Source organism: Roseateles sp. GW821-FHT09H10 (assembly GCF_059415865.1).
The window spans coordinates 359914-377152 of sequence record NZ_JBWKOB010000001.1; the positions used below are offsets into that span (position 1 = coordinate 359914).

General features: G+C 66.6%; 19 protein-coding genes. 10 read left to right on the forward strand and 9 right to left on the reverse strand.

Features of this window, described 5'->3' with window-relative positions:
* Positions 1-3: 3 nt before the first annotated feature.
* Positions 4-603, reverse strand: a complete 600-nt coding sequence (gene msrQ, locus AC07OY_RS01550) for a protein-methionine-sulfoxide reductase heme-binding subunit MsrQ (protein WP_495041956.1) — start codon at positions 601-603, stop codon at positions 4-6.
* Between the two features lie 11 nt (positions 604-614).
* Entirely contained in the window at positions 615-1583 is a 969-nt protein-coding gene (msrP, locus tag AC07OY_RS01555) for a protein-methionine-sulfoxide reductase catalytic subunit MsrP (RefSeq protein WP_495040769.1), read from the reverse strand.
* A gap of 148 nt (positions 1584-1731) precedes the next feature.
* Here msrP and AC07OY_RS01560 point away from each other — a divergent pair, with 148 nt between their 5' ends.
* Entirely contained in the window at positions 1732-2904 is a 1173-nt protein-coding gene (locus tag AC07OY_RS01560) for an alkane 1-monooxygenase (protein WP_495040770.1), read from the forward strand.
* A gap of 61 nt (positions 2905-2965) precedes the next feature.
* Here the strand turns inward: AC07OY_RS01560 and AC07OY_RS01565 are convergent, their stop codons facing one another.
* The gene (locus tag AC07OY_RS01565; RefSeq protein ID WP_495040771.1) at positions 2966-3451 is read right to left on the reverse strand and encodes a DUF5063 domain-containing protein; all 486 of its coding nucleotides are present in this window, start codon (positions 3449-3451) and stop codon (positions 2966-2968) included.
* A 484-nt stretch (positions 3452-3935) separates the two neighbouring features.
* Between AC07OY_RS01565 and AC07OY_RS01570 the strand changes: the two genes are divergently transcribed.
* The 7 genes from AC07OY_RS01570 (at position 3936) to AC07OY_RS01600 (ending at position 7255) form a co-directional block, all read left to right on the forward strand.
* On the forward strand, positions 3936-4334 hold the full coding sequence (locus AC07OY_RS01570) for a hypothetical protein (protein ID WP_495040772.1): 399 nt from the start codon (positions 3936-3938) through the stop codon (positions 4332-4334).
* A 151-nt stretch (positions 4335-4485) separates the two neighbouring features.
* The gene (locus AC07OY_RS01575; RefSeq protein ID WP_495040773.1) at positions 4486-4737 is read left to right on the forward strand and encodes a hypothetical protein; all 252 of its coding nucleotides are present in this window, start codon (positions 4486-4488) and stop codon (positions 4735-4737) included.
* Positions 4738-4821: 84 nt separating this feature from the next.
* Positions 4822-5220 carry a DUF7668 domain-containing protein gene (locus tag AC07OY_RS01580; protein WP_495040774.1) on the forward strand — a complete coding sequence of 133 codons (399 nt, stop codon included), beginning with the start codon at positions 4822-4824 and terminating at the stop codon, positions 5218-5220.
* A 70-nt stretch (positions 5221-5290) separates the two neighbouring features.
* Positions 5291-5767 carry a GNAT family N-acetyltransferase gene (locus AC07OY_RS01585; RefSeq protein ID WP_495040775.1) on the forward strand — a complete coding sequence of 159 codons (477 nt, stop codon included), beginning with the start codon at positions 5291-5293 and terminating at the stop codon, positions 5765-5767.
* Between the two features lie 61 nt (positions 5768-5828).
* Positions 5829-6293 (forward strand): hypothetical protein, encoded by a 465-nt coding sequence (locus AC07OY_RS01590; RefSeq protein ID WP_495040776.1) that lies wholly within the window; start codon positions 5829-5831, stop codon positions 6291-6293.
* Positions 6294-6403: 110 nt separating this feature from the next.
* Positions 6404-6769: a hypothetical protein gene (locus AC07OY_RS01595; protein WP_495040777.1), complete on the forward strand. Its 366-nt coding sequence runs from the start codon at positions 6404-6406 to the stop codon at positions 6767-6769.
* Between the two features lie 135 nt (positions 6770-6904).
* Positions 6905-7255 carry a hypothetical protein gene (locus AC07OY_RS01600; RefSeq protein WP_495040778.1) on the forward strand — a complete coding sequence of 117 codons (351 nt, stop codon included), beginning with the start codon at positions 6905-6907 and terminating at the stop codon, positions 7253-7255.
* Between the two features lie 467 nt (positions 7256-7722).
* Here the strand turns inward: AC07OY_RS01600 and AC07OY_RS01605 are convergent, their stop codons facing one another.
* The 3 genes from AC07OY_RS01605 to AC07OY_RS01615 all read right to left on the reverse strand — a co-directional run bounded on the left by AC07OY_RS01605 (position 7723) and on the right by AC07OY_RS01615 (position 13361).
* Positions 7723-11055, reverse strand: a complete 3333-nt coding sequence (locus tag AC07OY_RS01605) for an error-prone DNA polymerase (RefSeq protein ID WP_495040779.1) — start codon at positions 11053-11055, stop codon at positions 7723-7725.
* A gap of 85 nt (positions 11056-11140) precedes the next feature.
* Positions 11141-12451, reverse strand: coding sequence for a Y-family DNA polymerase (locus AC07OY_RS01610; protein ID WP_495040780.1), 1311 nt, complete (start codon positions 12449-12451; stop codon positions 11141-11143).
* A 34-nt stretch (positions 12452-12485) separates the two neighbouring features.
* Positions 12486-13361: a translesion DNA synthesis-associated protein ImuA gene (locus tag AC07OY_RS01615; RefSeq protein ID WP_495040781.1), complete on the reverse strand. Its 876-nt coding sequence runs from the start codon at positions 13359-13361 to the stop codon at positions 12486-12488.
* 131 nt (positions 13362-13492) lie between these two features.
* On the opposite strand from AC07OY_RS01615, the gene AC07OY_RS01620 reads away from it, so the two are divergent.
* Together AC07OY_RS01620 and AC07OY_RS01625 are read left to right on the forward strand one after the other, a co-directional pair.
* Positions 13493-13870, forward strand: coding sequence for a VOC family protein (locus tag AC07OY_RS01620; RefSeq protein ID WP_495040782.1), 378 nt, complete (start codon positions 13493-13495; stop codon positions 13868-13870).
* Positions 13871-13901: 31 nt separating this feature from the next.
* The gene (locus tag AC07OY_RS01625) at positions 13902-14285 is read left to right on the forward strand and encodes a YciI family protein (RefSeq protein ID WP_495040783.1); all 384 of its coding nucleotides are present in this window, start codon (positions 13902-13904) and stop codon (positions 14283-14285) included.
* Here AC07OY_RS01625 and AC07OY_RS01630 read toward each other — a convergent pair.
* The 3 genes from AC07OY_RS01630 to AC07OY_RS01640 all read right to left on the reverse strand — a co-directional run bounded on the left by AC07OY_RS01630 (position 14282) and on the right by AC07OY_RS01640 (position 17211).
* Positions 14282-15349 (reverse strand): serine/threonine protein kinase, encoded by a 1068-nt coding sequence (locus AC07OY_RS01630; protein ID WP_495040784.1) that lies wholly within the window; start codon positions 15347-15349, stop codon positions 14282-14284. The genes AC07OY_RS01625 and AC07OY_RS01630 overlap by 4 nt on opposite strands.
* 26 nt (positions 15350-15375) lie before the next feature.
* Positions 15376-16248: a DUF2726 domain-containing protein gene (locus AC07OY_RS01635; RefSeq protein WP_495040785.1), complete on the reverse strand. Its 873-nt coding sequence runs from the start codon at positions 16246-16248 to the stop codon at positions 15376-15378.
* Positions 16249-16407: 159 nt separating this feature from the next.
* A complete protein-coding gene (locus tag AC07OY_RS01640) occupies positions 16408-17211 on the reverse strand; it encodes a GNAT family N-acetyltransferase (protein ID WP_495040786.1) in 804 nt (267 codons plus the stop codon).
* Positions 17212-17239: the final 28 nt, after the last annotated feature.

The following is a 17239-nucleotide window of genomic DNA, read 5'->3' on the forward strand; positions in this document are numbered from 1 at the left end:
GGACTATTTCCGGGTTGCGCGCTTCCAGAGGCGCCACCCCAGCAGCGCGGCAAGGATCACGCCATAGACGGCCGGCTCGGTGAAATTGCTCTTGCCGGCGCGCATCCAGATGAAGTGCATCAGGGCTATGACGGCGACGGCGTAGACGGCCTTGTGCAGGGTCTGCCAGCGCTTGGCGCCCAGGGCCTTGATGGCCTTGTTGAAGCTGGTGGCGGCGAGCGGAATCATCAGCGCCCAGGCGGTGAAGCCCATGAGAATGAAGGGCCGCTCGGCGATGTCGGTGGCGATCTCGCCGAAGTCCAACCCTTGGTCCAGCCAGCCATAGGCCAGCAGGTGCAGCGTCGCATAGCTGAACGTGAACACGCCCAGCATGCGGCGGAATCTTGCGAGTGCGGCCAGCCCCGTCAGCTCGCGCAGCGGCGTGATGGCCAGCGTCAGCCACAGGCCGCGCAGCGTCCAGTCGCCCAGGCCGCGAATGATGGCCTCCGCCGGGTTGGCGCCGAGCTGGTTGGCGACGGCGCCATAGACCAGCCAGGCCAGTGGCGTGAGGCAGAGCAGGAACAGCACCACCTTCGCCGCTGGGTGCAGCAGCGCGCGCGTCAACGCGGGCTTCATCAGTAGTAGCGCTTCAGGTCCATGCCCGCGTAGAGCTGCCCCACCTGGGCCTCGTAGCCGTTGAACATCAGCGTCGGCCGCTTCTTGGCGAACAGGCCGTCCTCGCCGATGCGGCGCTCGCCCGCCTGGCTCCAGCGCGGATGCGGCACATTGGGGTTCACATTGGAATAGAAGCCGTACTCCTGCGGCGCGCTCTGCTCCCAGCTGCTGCGCGGCTGCTTCTCGACGAAGCGGATCTTGACGATGCTCTTGGCCGACTTGAAGCCGTACTTCCAGGGCAGCACCATGCGCACCGGCGCGCCGTTCTGGTTGGGCAGCACCTCGCCATACATGCCGAAAGTCAGCAGCGCGAGCGGGTGCATGGCTTCGTCCATGCGCAGGGCTTCCACATAAGGCCAGTCCAGCACGCCCGAGCGCAGGCCCGGCATCTGGGACTTGTCGGCCAGGGTGATGAACTCCACGAACTTGGCCTTGCCATTCGGCTCCGCCTTCTTGATCAGCTCTGACAGCGAGAAGCCCACCCAGGGGATGACCATGCTCCAGCCTTCGACGCAGCGCAGCCGGTAGATGCGCTCCTCCATGGTGCCGAGCTTCATCAGCGCGTCGAGGTCGTAATTGCCGGGCTTGGCGCATTCGCCCTCGACGGCCACCGTCCAGGGGCGGGGCTTGAGGGTGTGGGCGCGCTGGGCGGGGTCGGACTTGTCGGTGCCGAACTCGTAGAAGTTGTTGTACGAGGTCGCGTCGGCATAGCTGGTGGGCTTGTCCAGCACCAGAGCGCCGGCCACGGCTGAACGCACACCCGGCAATTTCGGCAGCTTGCCGCCGCCGGGGGCGGACTGGGCCAGGGCCCAGGGCGACGCGGCCGCCAGGCCCAGGCCGGCCAGTGCCGTGCGGCGGTTCAGGTAGACGCGGCGGGGCGTGATTTCGCTGGACAGGGGCTGGTGAGCGGCGGGGATCTTGATCAGCATGGGGTGTGCGATGCGAGGGAGTCTGGCGCTCGGTCGGCCAGGGATGGCCGGAACTTACACCGGCAGGCGCCGGCCCGTACGAGGTCATGTGTAAACCCGAGCGCCGCGCTGTCCTTGACTGCCGCCGCCCGGCCGCCGAGCATGCGCCATGCCTGCCTCCCTGTCGGCCCCCGCGCCCCTGCCTTGGCGCGACACCAAGCGCTACGCCTGGCTGCTGTCCGGCCTGTTCCCGGGGCTGGCCTGGCTGAACGTCTGGCAGGCCGGGCGCAGCGGCGAAGCCTTCTGGCTGTGGCTGCTGCCGGGTGTCATGTACACGCTGATCCCGCTGCTGGACACCCTGCTGGGCGAGGACCGCAGCAACCCGCCCGAGGGGCAGGTGCCGGCCCTCGAGTCCGACCGCTGGTATCTCGCCGTGCTGCTGCTCTTCGTGCCGCTGCAGTTCGGCCTGACGCTGCACGGCGCCTGGCTGGCCGCGCGCGGTGGGCTGGGCTGGGTGGGCTTCGCGGGCCTGGTGCTCACGGTGGGCGGCATCAACGGCATCGCCATCAACACCGCGCATGAACTCGGCCACAAGCACGCCGCCTGGGAGCGCTGGCTGTCACGCCTGGTGCTGGCGCCGGTGGCTTATGGCCACTTCTTCGTCGAGCACAACCGCGGCCACCACCGGCGTGTGGCCACGCCCGAGGACCCGGCCAGCGCGCGCCTGGGCGAGGGCTTCTGGGCCTTCCTGCCGCGCACGATGTGGGGCAGCCTGCGCTCCGCCTGGCATCTGGAGCGTGAGCGCCTTGCCGGCCGCGGCCATGGCCCCTGGCATTGGCGCAACCAGTGCCTGCAGGCCTGGGCCATGACGGTCGTGCTCTACGCCGGCCTGGTTGCCTGGCTGGGCTGGACGGTGCTGCCCTTCCTGCTCGTGCAGGCTCTCTACGGCGCCCAGTTGCTGGAGGTGGTGAACTACATCGAGCACTACGGCCTCTTGCGCCTGCGCGGCTCTGACGGCCGCTACGAGCGCTGCGCGCCCGAGCACTCCTGGAACAGCAATCACCGCATGTCCAACCTGTTCCTGTACCACCTGCAACGCCACAGCGACCACCACGCCCACCCGGCGCGCCGCTACCAGGCCCTGCGGCATTTCGAGCAGGCGCCCCAACTACCGAGCGGCTATGCCGGCCTGCTGTTGGTGGCCTATGTGCCGCCGCTGTGGTTCCGGCTGATGGACCACAGGGTGATGGCGCATTACGGCGGGGAGTTGGGGAGGGCGAATGTGCAGCTTGCGGCCCGGGGTAAGTTGGAGCGGCGGTGGGGCATCCCGTCGGCGCGTTGATGCGTGGACGGCTGGCCGGTTCGGCCGAGTGTTCGCAGCCGTTCAAGCGAGCGCTCTCACGTCAATCCTGCTTCGACACGTGCAGGCAGTGGAGCGCAAACAGTCCGCCGACTGCATGCCGCCCCCAATGAATCTTGTGCAGGAATGACCAGTGCCAAAGCGCGTTGTCGGCCTTGCCGGCGTCGAAGAGCACGAGGCCTCTCTTGATGTCCTTGTAGACGTCGAGGAGCTCGTCGCCAAGATCGCCCATGCACGGTGCCTCGTCGAGAAGCGGATCAGGATCGAAGCATTCGCGGTAATACCGGCCGAGAAATGGCGCGAGATTGGATTGGGCGCGTGCCCAATCGGGCGCTGGCAAGTCGGGAAGCCCATCCTTGTTTTCGGGGCCCGCTTCAGGAAGGACAAGTGCGGCGGCATATAGCCGCGCCAGCCAGTGGGCCGCCTGGGACTCAGGGCCGGCGCCGAGTGATTGCCCTTCACACCATCCGCAGAACCCGCGGGCAAGCTCGGCAAATTCGGTTGCTGTGGGTGGGAGCGGTGATTGCACGGGGTGTCTTGAGTCGCAAGCTTTTCAGGATAGCTTCGTGGTCGTCGGCGAATGGCCGCAATGGCGATTCAAGGAAGGGGGGCTTGCGTCTGCGATCGGCCAGTAGCGGCCGTCGACGACGGGCTGCTTCAGGGCATCCCGGCTTGCAGCGCACGCCCCATCGATTGAGCGGGGGCGCCGCCACTGCCGGGCATCGACGCGATGCGAGGCCCCTGGGATCCGGGTTCTCGGTATGAGCTTTCAGCACCTGGCAATGGCAACATCTATGCACCATCAGCCCCGCACTCAGTCTCCCCTCAGGAGTTTGTAACCAGCGCGGCATCTGCCGGGAAAAATATCACCCTGATAGCAGCGCGGAAGAGCGAAGGAAGTTGATATGCGACAAGCACTTGGGTGGCACGCAAAGCAACCCGTTACTGCGCGGGTTGCCGTGATAGGTCGCATCGACCTGCGGTCTACAACACGTTAGACCGCGCAACGACCCATGAAGGCTGTTCGAAGCCTGCTCCAAGTCAAAGTGCCAGGATGGGTACTTCCGCTCCTGTTCGCCGCCTCAATTGCTGCCGCCTTCTACGCTGGAAATTACATCGCTGAATCTGATGCATCGAGGCGCGAGGCCGAGAGAGCGCGGTTCGTTGATGCAGCCACGAGCGCGGACCAATTGAGACTGTATGCGTCTCTGCTAGCTCAGATCCGGTCCGGAAAAGCGGAAGGCGCCATTCGCGTGCTCGAGTTGCAGGCCCACGCACAGACCAAGGGCGCGGCCGAGTGCCTGGCAAATCAGATCTGCGCGACCCTCACGGCGGCGACGCCGGAGAAGCGCAGTCAATTGCGAGAGTTGGTGGCCGCTCATGCCACGTGGCCTTTGACGCCGACAAAATAGACTGGCGACCATGCTTGCCTTCACGCGGTCTAACAGGCCGGTCGACACGGACACGCTCCGGCAGCGCGCCCCGCGGCGCGCGGGTGATCGTGCACCTCGGGGCGCGCTGCCGGTGCGTGCCGGTCACCTCCAGCGTTAGGCCTCTACGAACATGCTTCACGAGCTTTGGGTCGAGTCGTCTGGGCAGACGTTCTGTCTCGCTGGGCTGAACGGTGATGCTGCTCGCGCGCTCCTTGAGCCGGGCGCGAGTTGCGTATGGACGGTCGATGCCGATAGTCACTTCGAGGCGATGACCAAGTACTACGAATACATGGGCTGGGGTGTGTACAAATCTGATTTTCCGGAAATCGACATGCAACCGTATTCGCTACGAGATGATGTGCCTCATGCCAATGACCGCTAGCAAGAGGCCTAACCCTGCGCTCCAGCGGACGGCTTCGCCGCCCGCTGAGCGCGAACGTTGGGCATCACTACGGCCAGTTCGCTGATGGCACCACCTCTTTCAACTACTGACGTTCCCGCAGTAAGGGACGACCAAACCCAGCAAGCGGTCCCGACCGCTTGGCGGCATGTACTTCGGTCCATAGCAGATGCGCTTGCAAAGCAGGATTACAGGCTAGTCGGAGACGTCCCCGGAGTTGATCCAGTCCCACCCGAACTTGCAGAACACATTCGGAATTCAATCGATGACTACGGGGCAACGCTGGTAGAGCTTCCGGATCAGACTTGGGAATCTTCAGTGTGCATGTGGTACGGCGGGCATTGGGATGTGCTTGTCGATTTGTGGACGAGAGAGGAAGGCAGAAGTGACTTGGTCCTGAATGCAAGGGTCACCGAAACACCTTTCGGATTCCGCTACAACGTTCACATGGTTTACGTCCCATGAATGCCGCGATGCCCAACCCTACATTGCAGCGGACGGCTACGCCGCCCGCTGAAATTCGGCGTTATGCCCCATGAACACCACGCTGCGACCTGCAACCGCCGAAGATGCGCCGCACGTCGCTGAGGTGCTCCTGTCGTCCCGCAAAGCCTTCCTGCCATTCGCACACCTCGCGCACACTGATGCTGAGGTGCGTCAGTATGTGAGCGAAGTACTCATCCCCTCGGGTGAGGTCACAGTCGCATGCGCGGCCACGGGCATTGTTGGAGTCCTGGCCACAGCGCGCGAATCCAACGTCAACTGGGTCAATCAGCTCTATATCGCCCCGGGTTACACGGGCCAAGGCATTGGCGCTCGCCTACTCAGTCACGCGCTGGCGACCATGCGGCGGCCGGTCAGGCTCTACACTTTCCAAGCCAACGCGCGCGCCCGGTCGTTCTACGAGCGGCATGGCTTCAAGGCCATCGCATTCAGCGACGGAAGTACCAATGAGGAGCAGTGCCCCGATGTGCTGTACGAACTTGCCTCTTCGGCCAGCGCTGGGGCATAACCTATCAGTAAAGCGGACACGCCTTCGGCACGCCGCTTGCTGCCAACGTTAGGCCTCGCAATTGACACCAGAGCAAATCTGCGCCGCCGTCAACAGTCTCGACACCGCCTCTACGTCTGCGGAGGAGTTGGCGTGGCTCGAACTGAAACCATTGGGCATCGCCGCAGTACCCTACTTGGCGGAAGCGTATGCGTCCTTCAAGAAGTGGCAAGGACGAACATCACTCGTCTTTCACTCGATCCGCTACGCACGAGCAAGTGAAGAAGCATTTCAACTCGGCCTTGCCGCCTTGAAGGACAAGTCGACGGTTGTTCGCTATCGAGCTTGCGGCCTGTTGGCGTACTCCCTGCGCCAAGATGCACTGCCTTCACTCATCGCCGCTTGCACTCACCCCGATAGCAAGACCGCTGCGGACGCGATTGCCGCCGTGGACGCCATCAGGAACAAGAATCATCATCTGTTCGTAGATCGTAGCCACACTGGTAGTTCATTCTGGGTCGTGAATGATGGCGACCGCGAGGCCTAACCATTCGGTGAACCGGATGCGCCACTGCATGCCACCGCTCGGCCTCATTTCATTCTGTCCCAGCGGCGTCACGCCGCGGCGCGCCGGTTAGCTCAAATCGTTAGACCTCAATGGATCCCCGTGTAGACTTTGTTGAGAGCGTCCTGGGTTTTCGCTTTGAGAACGGTTTCCGTGCGAAGTACCTTGAGCTAGGGGAGTCGATTGAGGATCTCGACTTTTGGTTTCACAACGCCCAGATCTTTCTCGAGCTTGACCGAGCGAACCCCATATCGACAACGCTGCGGCATGACGTACTGACTCTGATTGAGAGCATTCGACTTGACGCCCAAACGTTGTATCCGGCCCCAGAAGGTCTTGAAGACATGCTGTTTAACACTTCGGCGTACGAGTTCTCTGCCGAAGTGGAATCGTTCAAGCCAAAGGTAATTGAGCCCGTGCTCGCGCAGGAAGGCGCGGATCCGGAGATGAGGAATTGAGGTCTAACAAGTCATTCGACACAGACACGCTGCGGCAAGGCGCCGCGAGCCGTGCAGGTGAGCGTACGTCTCGCGGCGCCTTGCCGCAGCGTGCCGGTCAACTCCGACGTTGGGCATCAACCTCTTCCGCACGCAATGACCTGGATCTCTAATCTCATCGCCGAGTCAAAGCGGGACCTGGTGTTCATGTGGCACATCACATCCGGACGCTTTTCACGCGCGTCCATGACTGTGGCGCCATCCGACGCTGAGATTGGCGCGGCCATATCAGAGCTCGTTGCTGCCGGAGCGCGGGTCGGCTTTGGTAATCCTGATTCAACCGAGTTCGTTGTTCCCCAAGAGTTGCTGATTGATGGCGAGCCAGCGGCATCACGAATCGATGAATTGCGTCGCAGTGCTCCTGATGAGTACAAGTTCCTCGCGTTTGCGGTCCGTAAATCTGCTGCCCAACCCTTTGCTGCAGCGGAAGGCTTCGCCGCCCGCTGAGCGCCGACTATTTGGGCTTTCAATGTCGTTTTACCCGCCTCATGAATTGCCGCCAATGCGAAGCGCATCGCATGAGCGCCCGTTGCCGCAGGCCACGCCCCGGCGCATTGCCCGGTTCATTGTCGTGGCGGCTCTGGTCGGCCTGGCGCTTGCGTTGGCTCTGTATTGGAGCTTCGGCAACATCGTCGTAGTTGCGGTGGTTCCAGTTTTTGCCGCAGTGGGTTGGTACCTAGGCGGCAATCCGCTGGCGCTCAAGTCAGCTGGTGCTCGGCCTCATCAGGGACCAGTGCTTTGGTAGTCCATCCCGCCCTAAGCGGGCGCTTCTGCCGACGGCCTACGGCCGTGGCTGAGCTTTCGCGTTGAGCGTCTGCTCTTCGACGGCCTGCCCTGGAATCGCCGATTTCCGCTTCGCGTCGATGGCTGTCACACGATTGGCAGCTTCTGTCTCTCCTAGGCTCGGTCACCCCTCACCTGAAATCCCGACTCTCCGTCGGCAGCCTTCCCAGCAGCGGATTGAGATTGGTGAACCCCTGCGCCAGCAGATGCCGCACATCCCCGTCACCGCGCTGCCAGACGCCTTCGACAGCCAGCAGCCGCGCGCCGAGGATGGTGCCGCGGTGTTCCTCATAAACCTTGGGCCAGACGATGACCTGCACATTGCCGGTCTCGTCTTCCAGCGTGACGAAGAGGGTGCCCTTGGCCGTTTGTGGCTTCTGGCGGCCGGTGACGATGCCGCAGGCCTTGGCGCGGCGGCCGCTCTTGACGGCGTCGAGTTGCTGGGCGCTGAGCAGGCCTTCCTTCGCGAGTCGTGGGCGCAGCAGGGCGAGCGGGTGGCGGCGCAGCGTCAGGCCGGTGGCGGCGTAGTCCCACAGTACCTCCTCGCCCTCGGCGGCTGCCGGCAGGGCAAGGTCGTCCTCGGGCAGCAGGCTGCCCTGCAGCAGCTGTGGGACTGCGTGCAGGGCCGTCGCCTGCCAGACCTGCTGGCGGCGGTGGCCGGCGAGTGAGGTCAGCGCATCGGCGGCGGCGAGTTGCTGCATGTCCTGCTGGGTCAGGCGGGCGCGGAAGGCAAGGTCCTGCGGGTGGGCGAAATCGCCGTCGCGGGCGCGGGCCTGCTCGATGCGATCGGCCGCCTCGTCGCCCAGGCCGCTGACGAGGCGCAGGCCCAGGCGAACGGCGGGCTGGTATTCACCGTCGCGGTGCTCAAGGGTACTGTCCTTGTTGCTGTGATTCACGTCGATGGGGCGCACCTCGATATGATGGCGGCGCGCGTCCTGCACCAGCTGACTGGGCGTGTAGAAGCCCAGCGGCTGAGAGTTCAGCAGCGCACACAGGAAGGCCGCGGGCTCGTGGCATTTGAGCCAGGAGCTGACATAGGTCAGCAGGGCAAAGCTGGCGGCGTGGGACTCCGGGAAGCCGTAGGAGGAGAAGCCCTTGATCTGGCGAAAGATGCTCTCGGCAAAGGCGTCCTCGTAGCCGTTCTTGCGCATGCCGCTGACGACCTTGTCGTAGTACTTGTCGAGCACACCGGGGCGTTTCCAGGCGGCCATCGCGCGGCGCAGCTCGTCAGCCTCGCCGGCAGAAAAACTGGCCGCGATCATCGCGATCTGCATCACCTGCTCTTGAAAGATGGGCACCCCGCAGGTTCGGTCGAGGGCATCCCTCAATTCCTCCTTCGGGTACTTGATCTGACCCTTGGGCAGCAGCCGGTTCTTCAGATACGGATGCACCATGCCGCCTTCGATCGGGCCAGGCCGCACGATCGCGACCTCCACCACCAGGTCGTAGTAGGTGCGCGGCTGCAGCCGCGGCAGCATGGACATCTGCGCGCGTGATTCGATCTGGAAGACGCCGATGGTGTCGGCCTTGCAGATCATGTCGTAGGTGGCGGTGTCGTTGTCCGGGATGGTCAGGTCGATGCAGGTGCCTCGCATCGGGTTGACGAGATCGAAGCACTTCTTGATCGCCGTGAGCATGCCCAGGGCCAGCACGTCGACCTTCATCATGCGCAGCTCGTCGATGTCGTCCTTGTCCCACTCGATGACGCTGCGTTTTTCCATCGTCGCGTTCTCGATGGGCACGAGGCGCTCCAGCAGCCCCTCGGTCAGCACAAAGCCGCCGACGTGCTGGGAGAGATGCCGCGGCAGCCCATTGAGCTGGCGGCCCAGCGTGATGAGCTGCAGCAGGCGCGGGTCATCCTCGGCCATGCCGAGCTTCTGCAGCAGCTCGACGCGGTGCTCTTCGGGCAGCACCTGGGTGGACCAGCCGCTGTGGTCCTGGCTCATCACATCGAGTTGCTCCTCGCTGAAGCCCAGCGCTTTGCCGACGTCGCGGATGGCGCTCTTGGGGCGGTAGCAGATGACGACGGCGGTCAGCGCAGCGCGCTCCCGGCCGTATTTGTCGTAGAGGTACTGGATGACCTCCTCACGGCGCTCGTGCTCGAAGTCGACGTCGATGTCGGGCGGCTCATTGCGCTCACGGCTGATGAAGCGCTCGAACAGCAAGGTGCTGCGATCCGGATCCACCGACGTGACGTGCAGGCAGTAGCAGACGATGCTGTTGGCCGCCGAGCCGCGGCCCTGGCAGAGGATGTCGATGCTGCGAGCAAAACGCACGGTGTCGGCGACTGTCAGGAAGTAGTGCTCGTAGCCCAGGCCCTCGATCAGTTCGAGTTCGTACTCGATGCGGAATTTCCATTTGTCGGGGACGCCGCCCTTGGACCATGGCCAGCGCTTTTCCGCGCCCTCGTAAGTCAGGGCGCGCAGGTGCTTGCGTGGTGTCGTGTCTGGGGGCACGACCTCGCTCGGGTACTGGTACTTGATCTCGTTGAGGCTGAATTCGCAACGCGCCGCCACCTGCAGCGCCTCCCGCATCAACGCCTCCGGATACACGCGCGAGATGCGGTAGGTGCTGCGCAGATGCCGCTCCGCATTGGGTTGCAGATCAAACCCGCACTCGGCCACCGTGCGGCCCAGACGGGTCGCCGTCATGACGTCCTGCAGCGACTTGCGAGAGCGCACATGGAAGTGCACATCGCCCGCGGCGACCAGGGGCAGGGCGGTTTCTTCGGACAGGGTCTGCAGGCGCTGCAGCCACAGCGCGTCGCTGGCTTCACGCATCAGCTCGACGGCGATCCAGGCGCGGCCGGAGAAATGGCGCAGCACCCAATGCGCGGCTGGTGCCAGCTCGGCATCGGGGGCCTCGCGCGGCAGTACGAGCAGGGCCAGGCAGTCGCCCAGCTTGTCGGGCGCGAGCTGGCGCCAATGCAGCGTGTACTCGCCCTTGACCGGGCTGGCCCGGCGCAGCCGGGTGATGAACTGGCTGAGATTGCCGTAGCCGTTGAGGTTCTGCGCGATCAGCACGAGCTTGAAGCGCGGTGTTCCAGCATCGTCGCGGACGAGGAATTCGCTGCCGATCAGCAGCTTCATCAGCTGGGGCTGCTCGATGTCGTCACTGGGCAGTCCCGCCTCTTTCGCGGCCTCCTTCAATTGGTGATGCACCGCCTCGCGCATCTCGCGCAGTTGCTTGTGCGCGCGCACGACACCGGCCAGTGAGCATTCGTCGGTGATGGCCAGGGCCTCGTAGCCCAGTTCGACCGCGCGCTCCACCAGTTCGGACGGCTCCGAGGCGCCGCGCAGGAAGCTGAAGGCCGACAGGCAATGCAGCTCGGCGTAGCCTGGCAGCTCGCCGCCTGAACCGGGAAACGGAGATGGCCGCCCACCATCCGCCGCCCGTCGCAGCTCGGCCTCAGAGGCGATGCCTTGCTCACGCAGCATCGCCAGTCTCTCGTCTCGGTCGGACATGGGAGGCGTCATTGGTGCACCCTTCGGCCTGCGGCCTGTCCCGCCAAGCGGGAGTGAGCTTGCTTGGGGCGGCCCTGCGCTGCGCTCATGCGAACACTCCATGAAGAAACCAGCCCGGGGAGGCGGATGGGGTGGAAGAAGGCCGCTCGTGATAGACCCACAGCAGGCCGCGCGAGTCGCTGCGGTAGACGAAGTAGTCGCGTGCCTGCATGCCGCTGTGCCCTTCCCACCAGCCGGCCTCGACGCGATGCGGGCCGCTGATGAGGGTCAGGGGGCCGCAGTAGGTCGGCTGTTCACGCGCATCGGAGCGCAGCGGCCGCGGCGGCTGGACGAGCCAGGTGGGCTGGGGACCGCAGGGGCGGCGCGACGCGGGCGCCGGCGGCGCGGGCCAGGCCTGCCAGCTTTGCATCTGGTCCAGGCGATGGTCTTCGCGCAGCCGGCCCTCGCGCACATGGTCGGCCCCCAGGCGCACGGACAGCCGCTCCAGCAGCGCATTCGTCGTCGTGCGCTCGGCCGGGTCGCTGGGGCCGGGCAGCAGGCTGACGCTGCCTTCCTGCAGCGGCAGGACGCTGTCGGCGCTGAGGCGGATCTCGCCGGCGGGTGCCGGCAGCTCGGTGCGGGCGAGGTGCTCGCCGAGCAGGCGCGTCAGGCGCGGCAGGTCGCGCGTCGTGTCGGCGGTGGCGATGTCGATCTCGCCGCTGCCGGCCACGTCGCGGGCGCGCATGGCGTCGTGCTGCCAGGACAGGCGCAGCGCCCGCACGCCGGCGTGGCGGGCGGCAAGGAAGGCGCAGAGCTGGCGCAGCAGCACCTCGGCGAAATGCAGCAGCACGGGCGCATGCTCGACGCGATAGGGCAGCTCCAGCCGCGCGTCGAACTGGTCGGGCAGGCTCAGCCATTCGTGCACCTCGGGCAGGTCGCCATAGGCCTGATCGAGTGCCTTCAGCAGGGCCGGGCCGAAGCGCCGGGCCAGGGCCGGCCGCGGCAGCCGGCGCAGCTCGCCCAGGCGGGTGCAGCCCAGGCGGGCCAGCATGGCGTGGTGGGTGTGGGCCGCTGTCAGTGCCGACAGGGGCAGAGCGTCCAGGCGTTCGCTCAAGGAGCCGGGCGTGGCGTCGGCACAGCGTGCCAGCGCCAGCGCGCCCAGGGCCGTCTGCGCCCAGGCCATGGGGCCCAGGGCCAGGCCGGCCTGCGCCGCCTGCTGCTGCAGCCGCTGGCGCAGGGCGCGTGCGCCGCGGAACAGCCTCAGGCTGGTGGACACCTCGGCAACGACGGCCTCCTCCAGCCGCGCGACGCGCGGCGTGAAGCTCAGCGCCAGCCAGCCCAGGGCGTCGACATCGCCGATGTGATTTGTTGACCCCCAGAGCAGGGCCGAGCCCTGCCCGCCCCCCGAGGGGGGCAAGGAAACTGGGGGCGGCCCGGCGTTTCCTTGGGCATCAGGCGTGCAGCACAGGGCGAGCCAGCGCATGGGGGCGCTCCGTCGAAGGGCTGGCCGGTTCTGGCGCGGGAACCGGCAGCGGTGCGGGCAGGGGCTTGCGCTTGGCCGCCGTCAGCAGGGGCGCGACCTCGCCCGGCACGGCCTGCAGGGCCAGCCAGCCCTCGTGAGCGGGGCCACGGCGCTTGAGCAGGTGCACGTCCAGGCTCCAGCCTTCGCCCGGCCGCACGACCAGGCGCAGGGGCGAGGCCGAAGATTGCTGGCTGACGTGTTCCGGCCTTACCAGGAAGGCGGGGGCGTCCGAGCTCAGGGCGCTGACCTGCAGGCGGCGGATCTGCTCGGGCCGTGCCTCGGGCAGCCAGGCCAGCACGGCCACGCGCGACTTGATGGCCTGCTCGGCGGCCCAGAGCTGCTGGGCGGGTGTGTCGGCCGACACCCAGATCAGTGCCGACGGCGGCAGCCCCAGGGCCTGCAGGCCCGGCAGATGCGGGGTGTGGGGCGGGTTGATAAGCAGCAGCGAGCGCAGGCCCGGCGCAGCGGTGCGTTGGCGGCGGCCGGGGCTGGCGGCCACGGGCAGAGACTGGGCCTGCCACCAGCCTTGCAGGCCCGGCGCCAGCAGCCGCCACTCCAGCACGCCGGGCTGCGCTGTCAGCAGTTCGGTGACGGCGCGCCGGGGCCAGCCACCGCCGGGCAGCTCGGCGTCCAGCGCTTCAAAGCCGCTGGGCAGGCTGGGGTCGACGCTGGGGCTCAGGCTGCTGCCGCGCCACAGCCGGCCTTCCAGATGCGGCTCCAGCACCAGCCGGCCCGCCGCAGTGGAAGGCGCCAGATGGCCCGACGAAAGGGGCTGGACAGGAGGGGCGGCAGAGGCGGGCAGCATGGCCGGAGCAAGCGAAGCGGGGAAGAAACGGGAGCTTGAATGAGACCACAATACTGTATGTATATCCAGTATTTTCTGCTTATGATTCCGACTCGGCCGCCAGCATTTCACGCCTGCTCAGGAGAGCTTCCATGCAACTCGCCCCGCTGATCTGCGTCCGCGACGTGCTCGCCAGCAGCCGCTGGTACCAACGCCTGCTGGGCGCCCACAGCGGCCATGGCGGCGACGAGTACGAGCGCATCAACGACGCTGGCGGGCGCCTGGTGCTGCAACTGCACCGCTGGGACGTTGGCCACGACCATGGCCCGCTCGGCGACCCGGCCCTGCCGCCCGGCAATGGCGTGCTGCTGTGGTTCGAGCTGGCGGACTTTGACGCCGCCGTCGCGCGGGCCGAGGGCCTGGGTGCCGAGGTCGTCAGGCCCAGGCGCTGGAGCGAGAACGGCAACTGGGAGTTCTGGCTGCGCGACCCCGATGGCTATGCACTGGTGCTGACCAGCCCCTTGCCCTGATGATGCGCCCCACTTTCCAGGAGATGCCTCGATGCCGATGAATGACTATCTGGTGCTGTCCCGCGGCCAGTGGGATGCCGAGGCCAGCCCGCAGGCCGTGCAGGCCGCCATCGACGCCTTCTATGTCTGGTACGAGCGGGGCCTGGCCCAGGGGCGGCTCAAGCCTGGCAGCCGCCTGGAGCCGGGCTGCCGCGTCGTCGGCAAGAACCTCATCACCGACGGCCCCTTTGCCGAGACCAAGGAGTGGGTCGGCGGCTACTGGTTCATCGTCGCCGAGACACTGGAGCAGGCCGCGGCCATCGCCGCCGAGAACCCCTGCCTGCAGTTCGGCCTGACGATGGAGATCCGTCCGCTGGACGCCAGCCGCGCCGATGTGAGGGTGGCGACCAACGAGACGCCAGCCACCTGGCGTTAGGAGAAGCCGTCGCCGTCGAAGTCCACGACGTCCTCGTCGCGGGCGAGGGTCGGTGGCGCGTCCTTGGGCTTCATGGCTTCCAGCTGCTCGCGCAGCTTGGCGACCTGGTCCAGCCAGTAATTGGGCGTGCCGAACCAGGGGAAGGCCAGCGGGAAGGCCGGGTCGCCCCAGCGGCGCGCCAGCCAGGCGCTGTGGTGGATCATGCGCATGGTGCGCAGCGGCTCGATGAGGCGCAGTTCGCGGTCGTCGAACTCGGCGATCTGCTCGTAGCCGTCCAGCACGGCATTCAGCAGGCGTCGGGCGGCATCGGGCTCTTCACCGGAACCAGGCAGCAGCATCCACAGGTCCTGCACGACCGGGCCGGTCACGGCGTCGTCGAGGTCGACGAAATGCGGGCCGCGGTCGGGCGTCCACAGGATGTTGCCGGGGTGGCAGTCGCCGTGCAGCCGCGTGAGCTGCAGGTCGGGCAGGCTGTCGAAGGCGGCCTGGATGGCGTCGATGCAGCGGCGTGCGGCGTCGTCCCAGCTGGATGCGATCTCCGGCGGAATGGCGTCATTGGCCATCAGCCAATCACGCGCCATCTGAGCCGGCGCGGCGCTGGCCCAGCCCAGGCGCTCGGCAAAGGGCTTCTGGCGGCCGACACCATGCAGGCGGGCCAGCAGCCGGCCGATCCAGCGCAGCACCTCGGGGTCTTCCAGTTCCGGCCCGCGGCCGCCCTGGCGCGGCGTGACGGCCAGGCGCTGGCCCTGGTAATGGAAGAGGGTGGAGCCGCCGTCCAGCGGCCACGGCGCGGCGACGGGCACCTCGGCGGCAGCCAGTTCGGCGGCGAAGGCGTGCTCTTCCAGGATCTGCGCATCGCTCCAGCGCGCCGGGCGGTAGAACTTGGCGACGGCGGCCGAACTGCCAAACTGGGCATCCTCCAGATGCAGCATCAGCACGCGGTTCTCGAAGGAATTGAGCTGCAGCAGCCGGCCGTCGGCGCGCAGGCCGGCGGCATCGAGGGCGTCGAGCATGAACTCCGGCGTGAGGTCGCCGAAGCTGAGGTCAGGGGTCGCGTGAGGCATCCGGCGAGTGTCGCCGGTGCAGGCTGTCAGCGTCGCGGACGCTGCGTGGCGTAGCGGGGCGCGTCGACGACGACACCGACGATGTCGTCCATCATGGCTTCCTCGTCGGCGTCATCCAGCACAGGCAGGCTGCGCGGGTTGTAGCGCGCTGTGTCCAGGTTGCGCTGGGGCAAGCGGCGCTGCGGTTGGTGTTGCGGCGCGGGCTGGGCGGGCATGCGGGCGTGGTGGCGCTCGCGCTCGCGGTCCCGATCGCCATAGCCGTCGTTGCCGCCGAAGACGCCAGCGTCCTGCCACAGCGGCAGGGGCTGGGAGAACTGACCCCAATCGCTGCCGAACTCATCCTCGCTGCTGCTCGTGCGGCGGCGCGACAGGCTGGATGTTGCGGCCGGCGCGGGCAGCGGGCCGCGCGAATTGCTGCTCTGCGGCACGAGCAGCTGCAATTCGGCGACGCTGGGGAGTTGGTCCATGGCGCAGCGCAGATAGCGCACGCGGCAGGCGGACAGCACGGCATGCTTGATCTGCAGGTTGCGCGGCGTGACGCCGCGTTCGCCCTCGAGGTCGATGGCGGCCAGCACGCGGCCATTGGGGCTGCAGACGGCGAAGGTCACATGGGAGGCGCCGAGGAGGTCGAACCAGTAGCGGACCTCTTTGGCCTCGGTCGGCTGGCAAAAGCGCACCAGCGGCAGCTTGGACAGCACGACGTGATGGGGCAGGGCCTCGCGCAAGAGGCGGAAGACGCGCCGCTCGTCAGTCGTGAACACCGGCCGTGCCGTGAGTGACCACTCCGCTGGCAGGCCTTTATTGGCGTACGCGGGGCGACGCAGCGCCCAGATCAGGCTGATGGCCAGACCCAGCACGCAAACAGCCAGCGCGGCGATCCAATAGATGGCGTACGGCATATCCCTCAGGGATTTCGGCGGATGACGCCGACCTGTTGGATTCGCGGCGCAATGGACGGTCAATGTAGCGCAACGTCCCTAAAAGACATTACTCGCTAGTCCCGATTCCCCCGCGCCTGAGGGAGCAGGGCGTCTTGCAAACGATCGTCAGCCGGTCATTTATTCCTTGGCGGCGCGACCTGACGATTCGAAATGGGCCTTGACCTCGGCCACGCTGTCGACGAACCCGCTGAGCACCTGGGCCTGACGCTTGAACTGGAAGTCCAGTTCACCCAGATGACGCTCCAGGGCCTGCTCGACCTGCGAACTGAAGGACTCAGGCGGCAGGCGCAGATAGGCCGCGGACTCCCCGCCATCGCGCTCGACGAGAGCGCCGGCCGCCGCAGCGATGCGCAGCATGGGCCGGTTCTCGCTCAGCGCATGGATGAACAGGGTGTCGATGCCCCGGTTGCGGGCGTGCAGGGCCGCGGCGTCGAAAAGCCGCCGGCCCAGCCCCCGGCTGCGCGACTGCGGCAGCACCGAAACGCCGAACTCGGCCATCGCGCGGTCGGATTCGGTGCCGGACAGCGGCTGTGCATAGGCCAGGTGGGCCAGGGCAATCAGCTGCAGGCGGCGGTTGAAGATGCCCAGCACCTCGTCGCGGGCGAAATCGATGCTCAGCGCATATTTGCGGATCTGCTCGTCGGAGGCCGGGTAGCCGAAACGCAGATAGCGGTCGTGCGGCTCCAGCGCCAGCAGGTGCTCGATGATGCGGCGGCGATGGCGCCGGGCCAGGGAGCGGATGGGCACCCAGGTTGACAGCCTCTCCAGCGCGGCGCGTGCGCTGGCCAGCGGGCCGGGCGCCTCGGCGGGCGCAGTGACCGGCGCATTCGGGTCGGGGCCGAAGGCCGACAGCTCGTGATCCCAGTCCGCCGTGAGCTCGGCGGGCGGGGTGGAGGGGTCGGCGGGCGGGGGCTTGGGCATGGCAGGGCCTGCAGGTATGCGAAGGTTA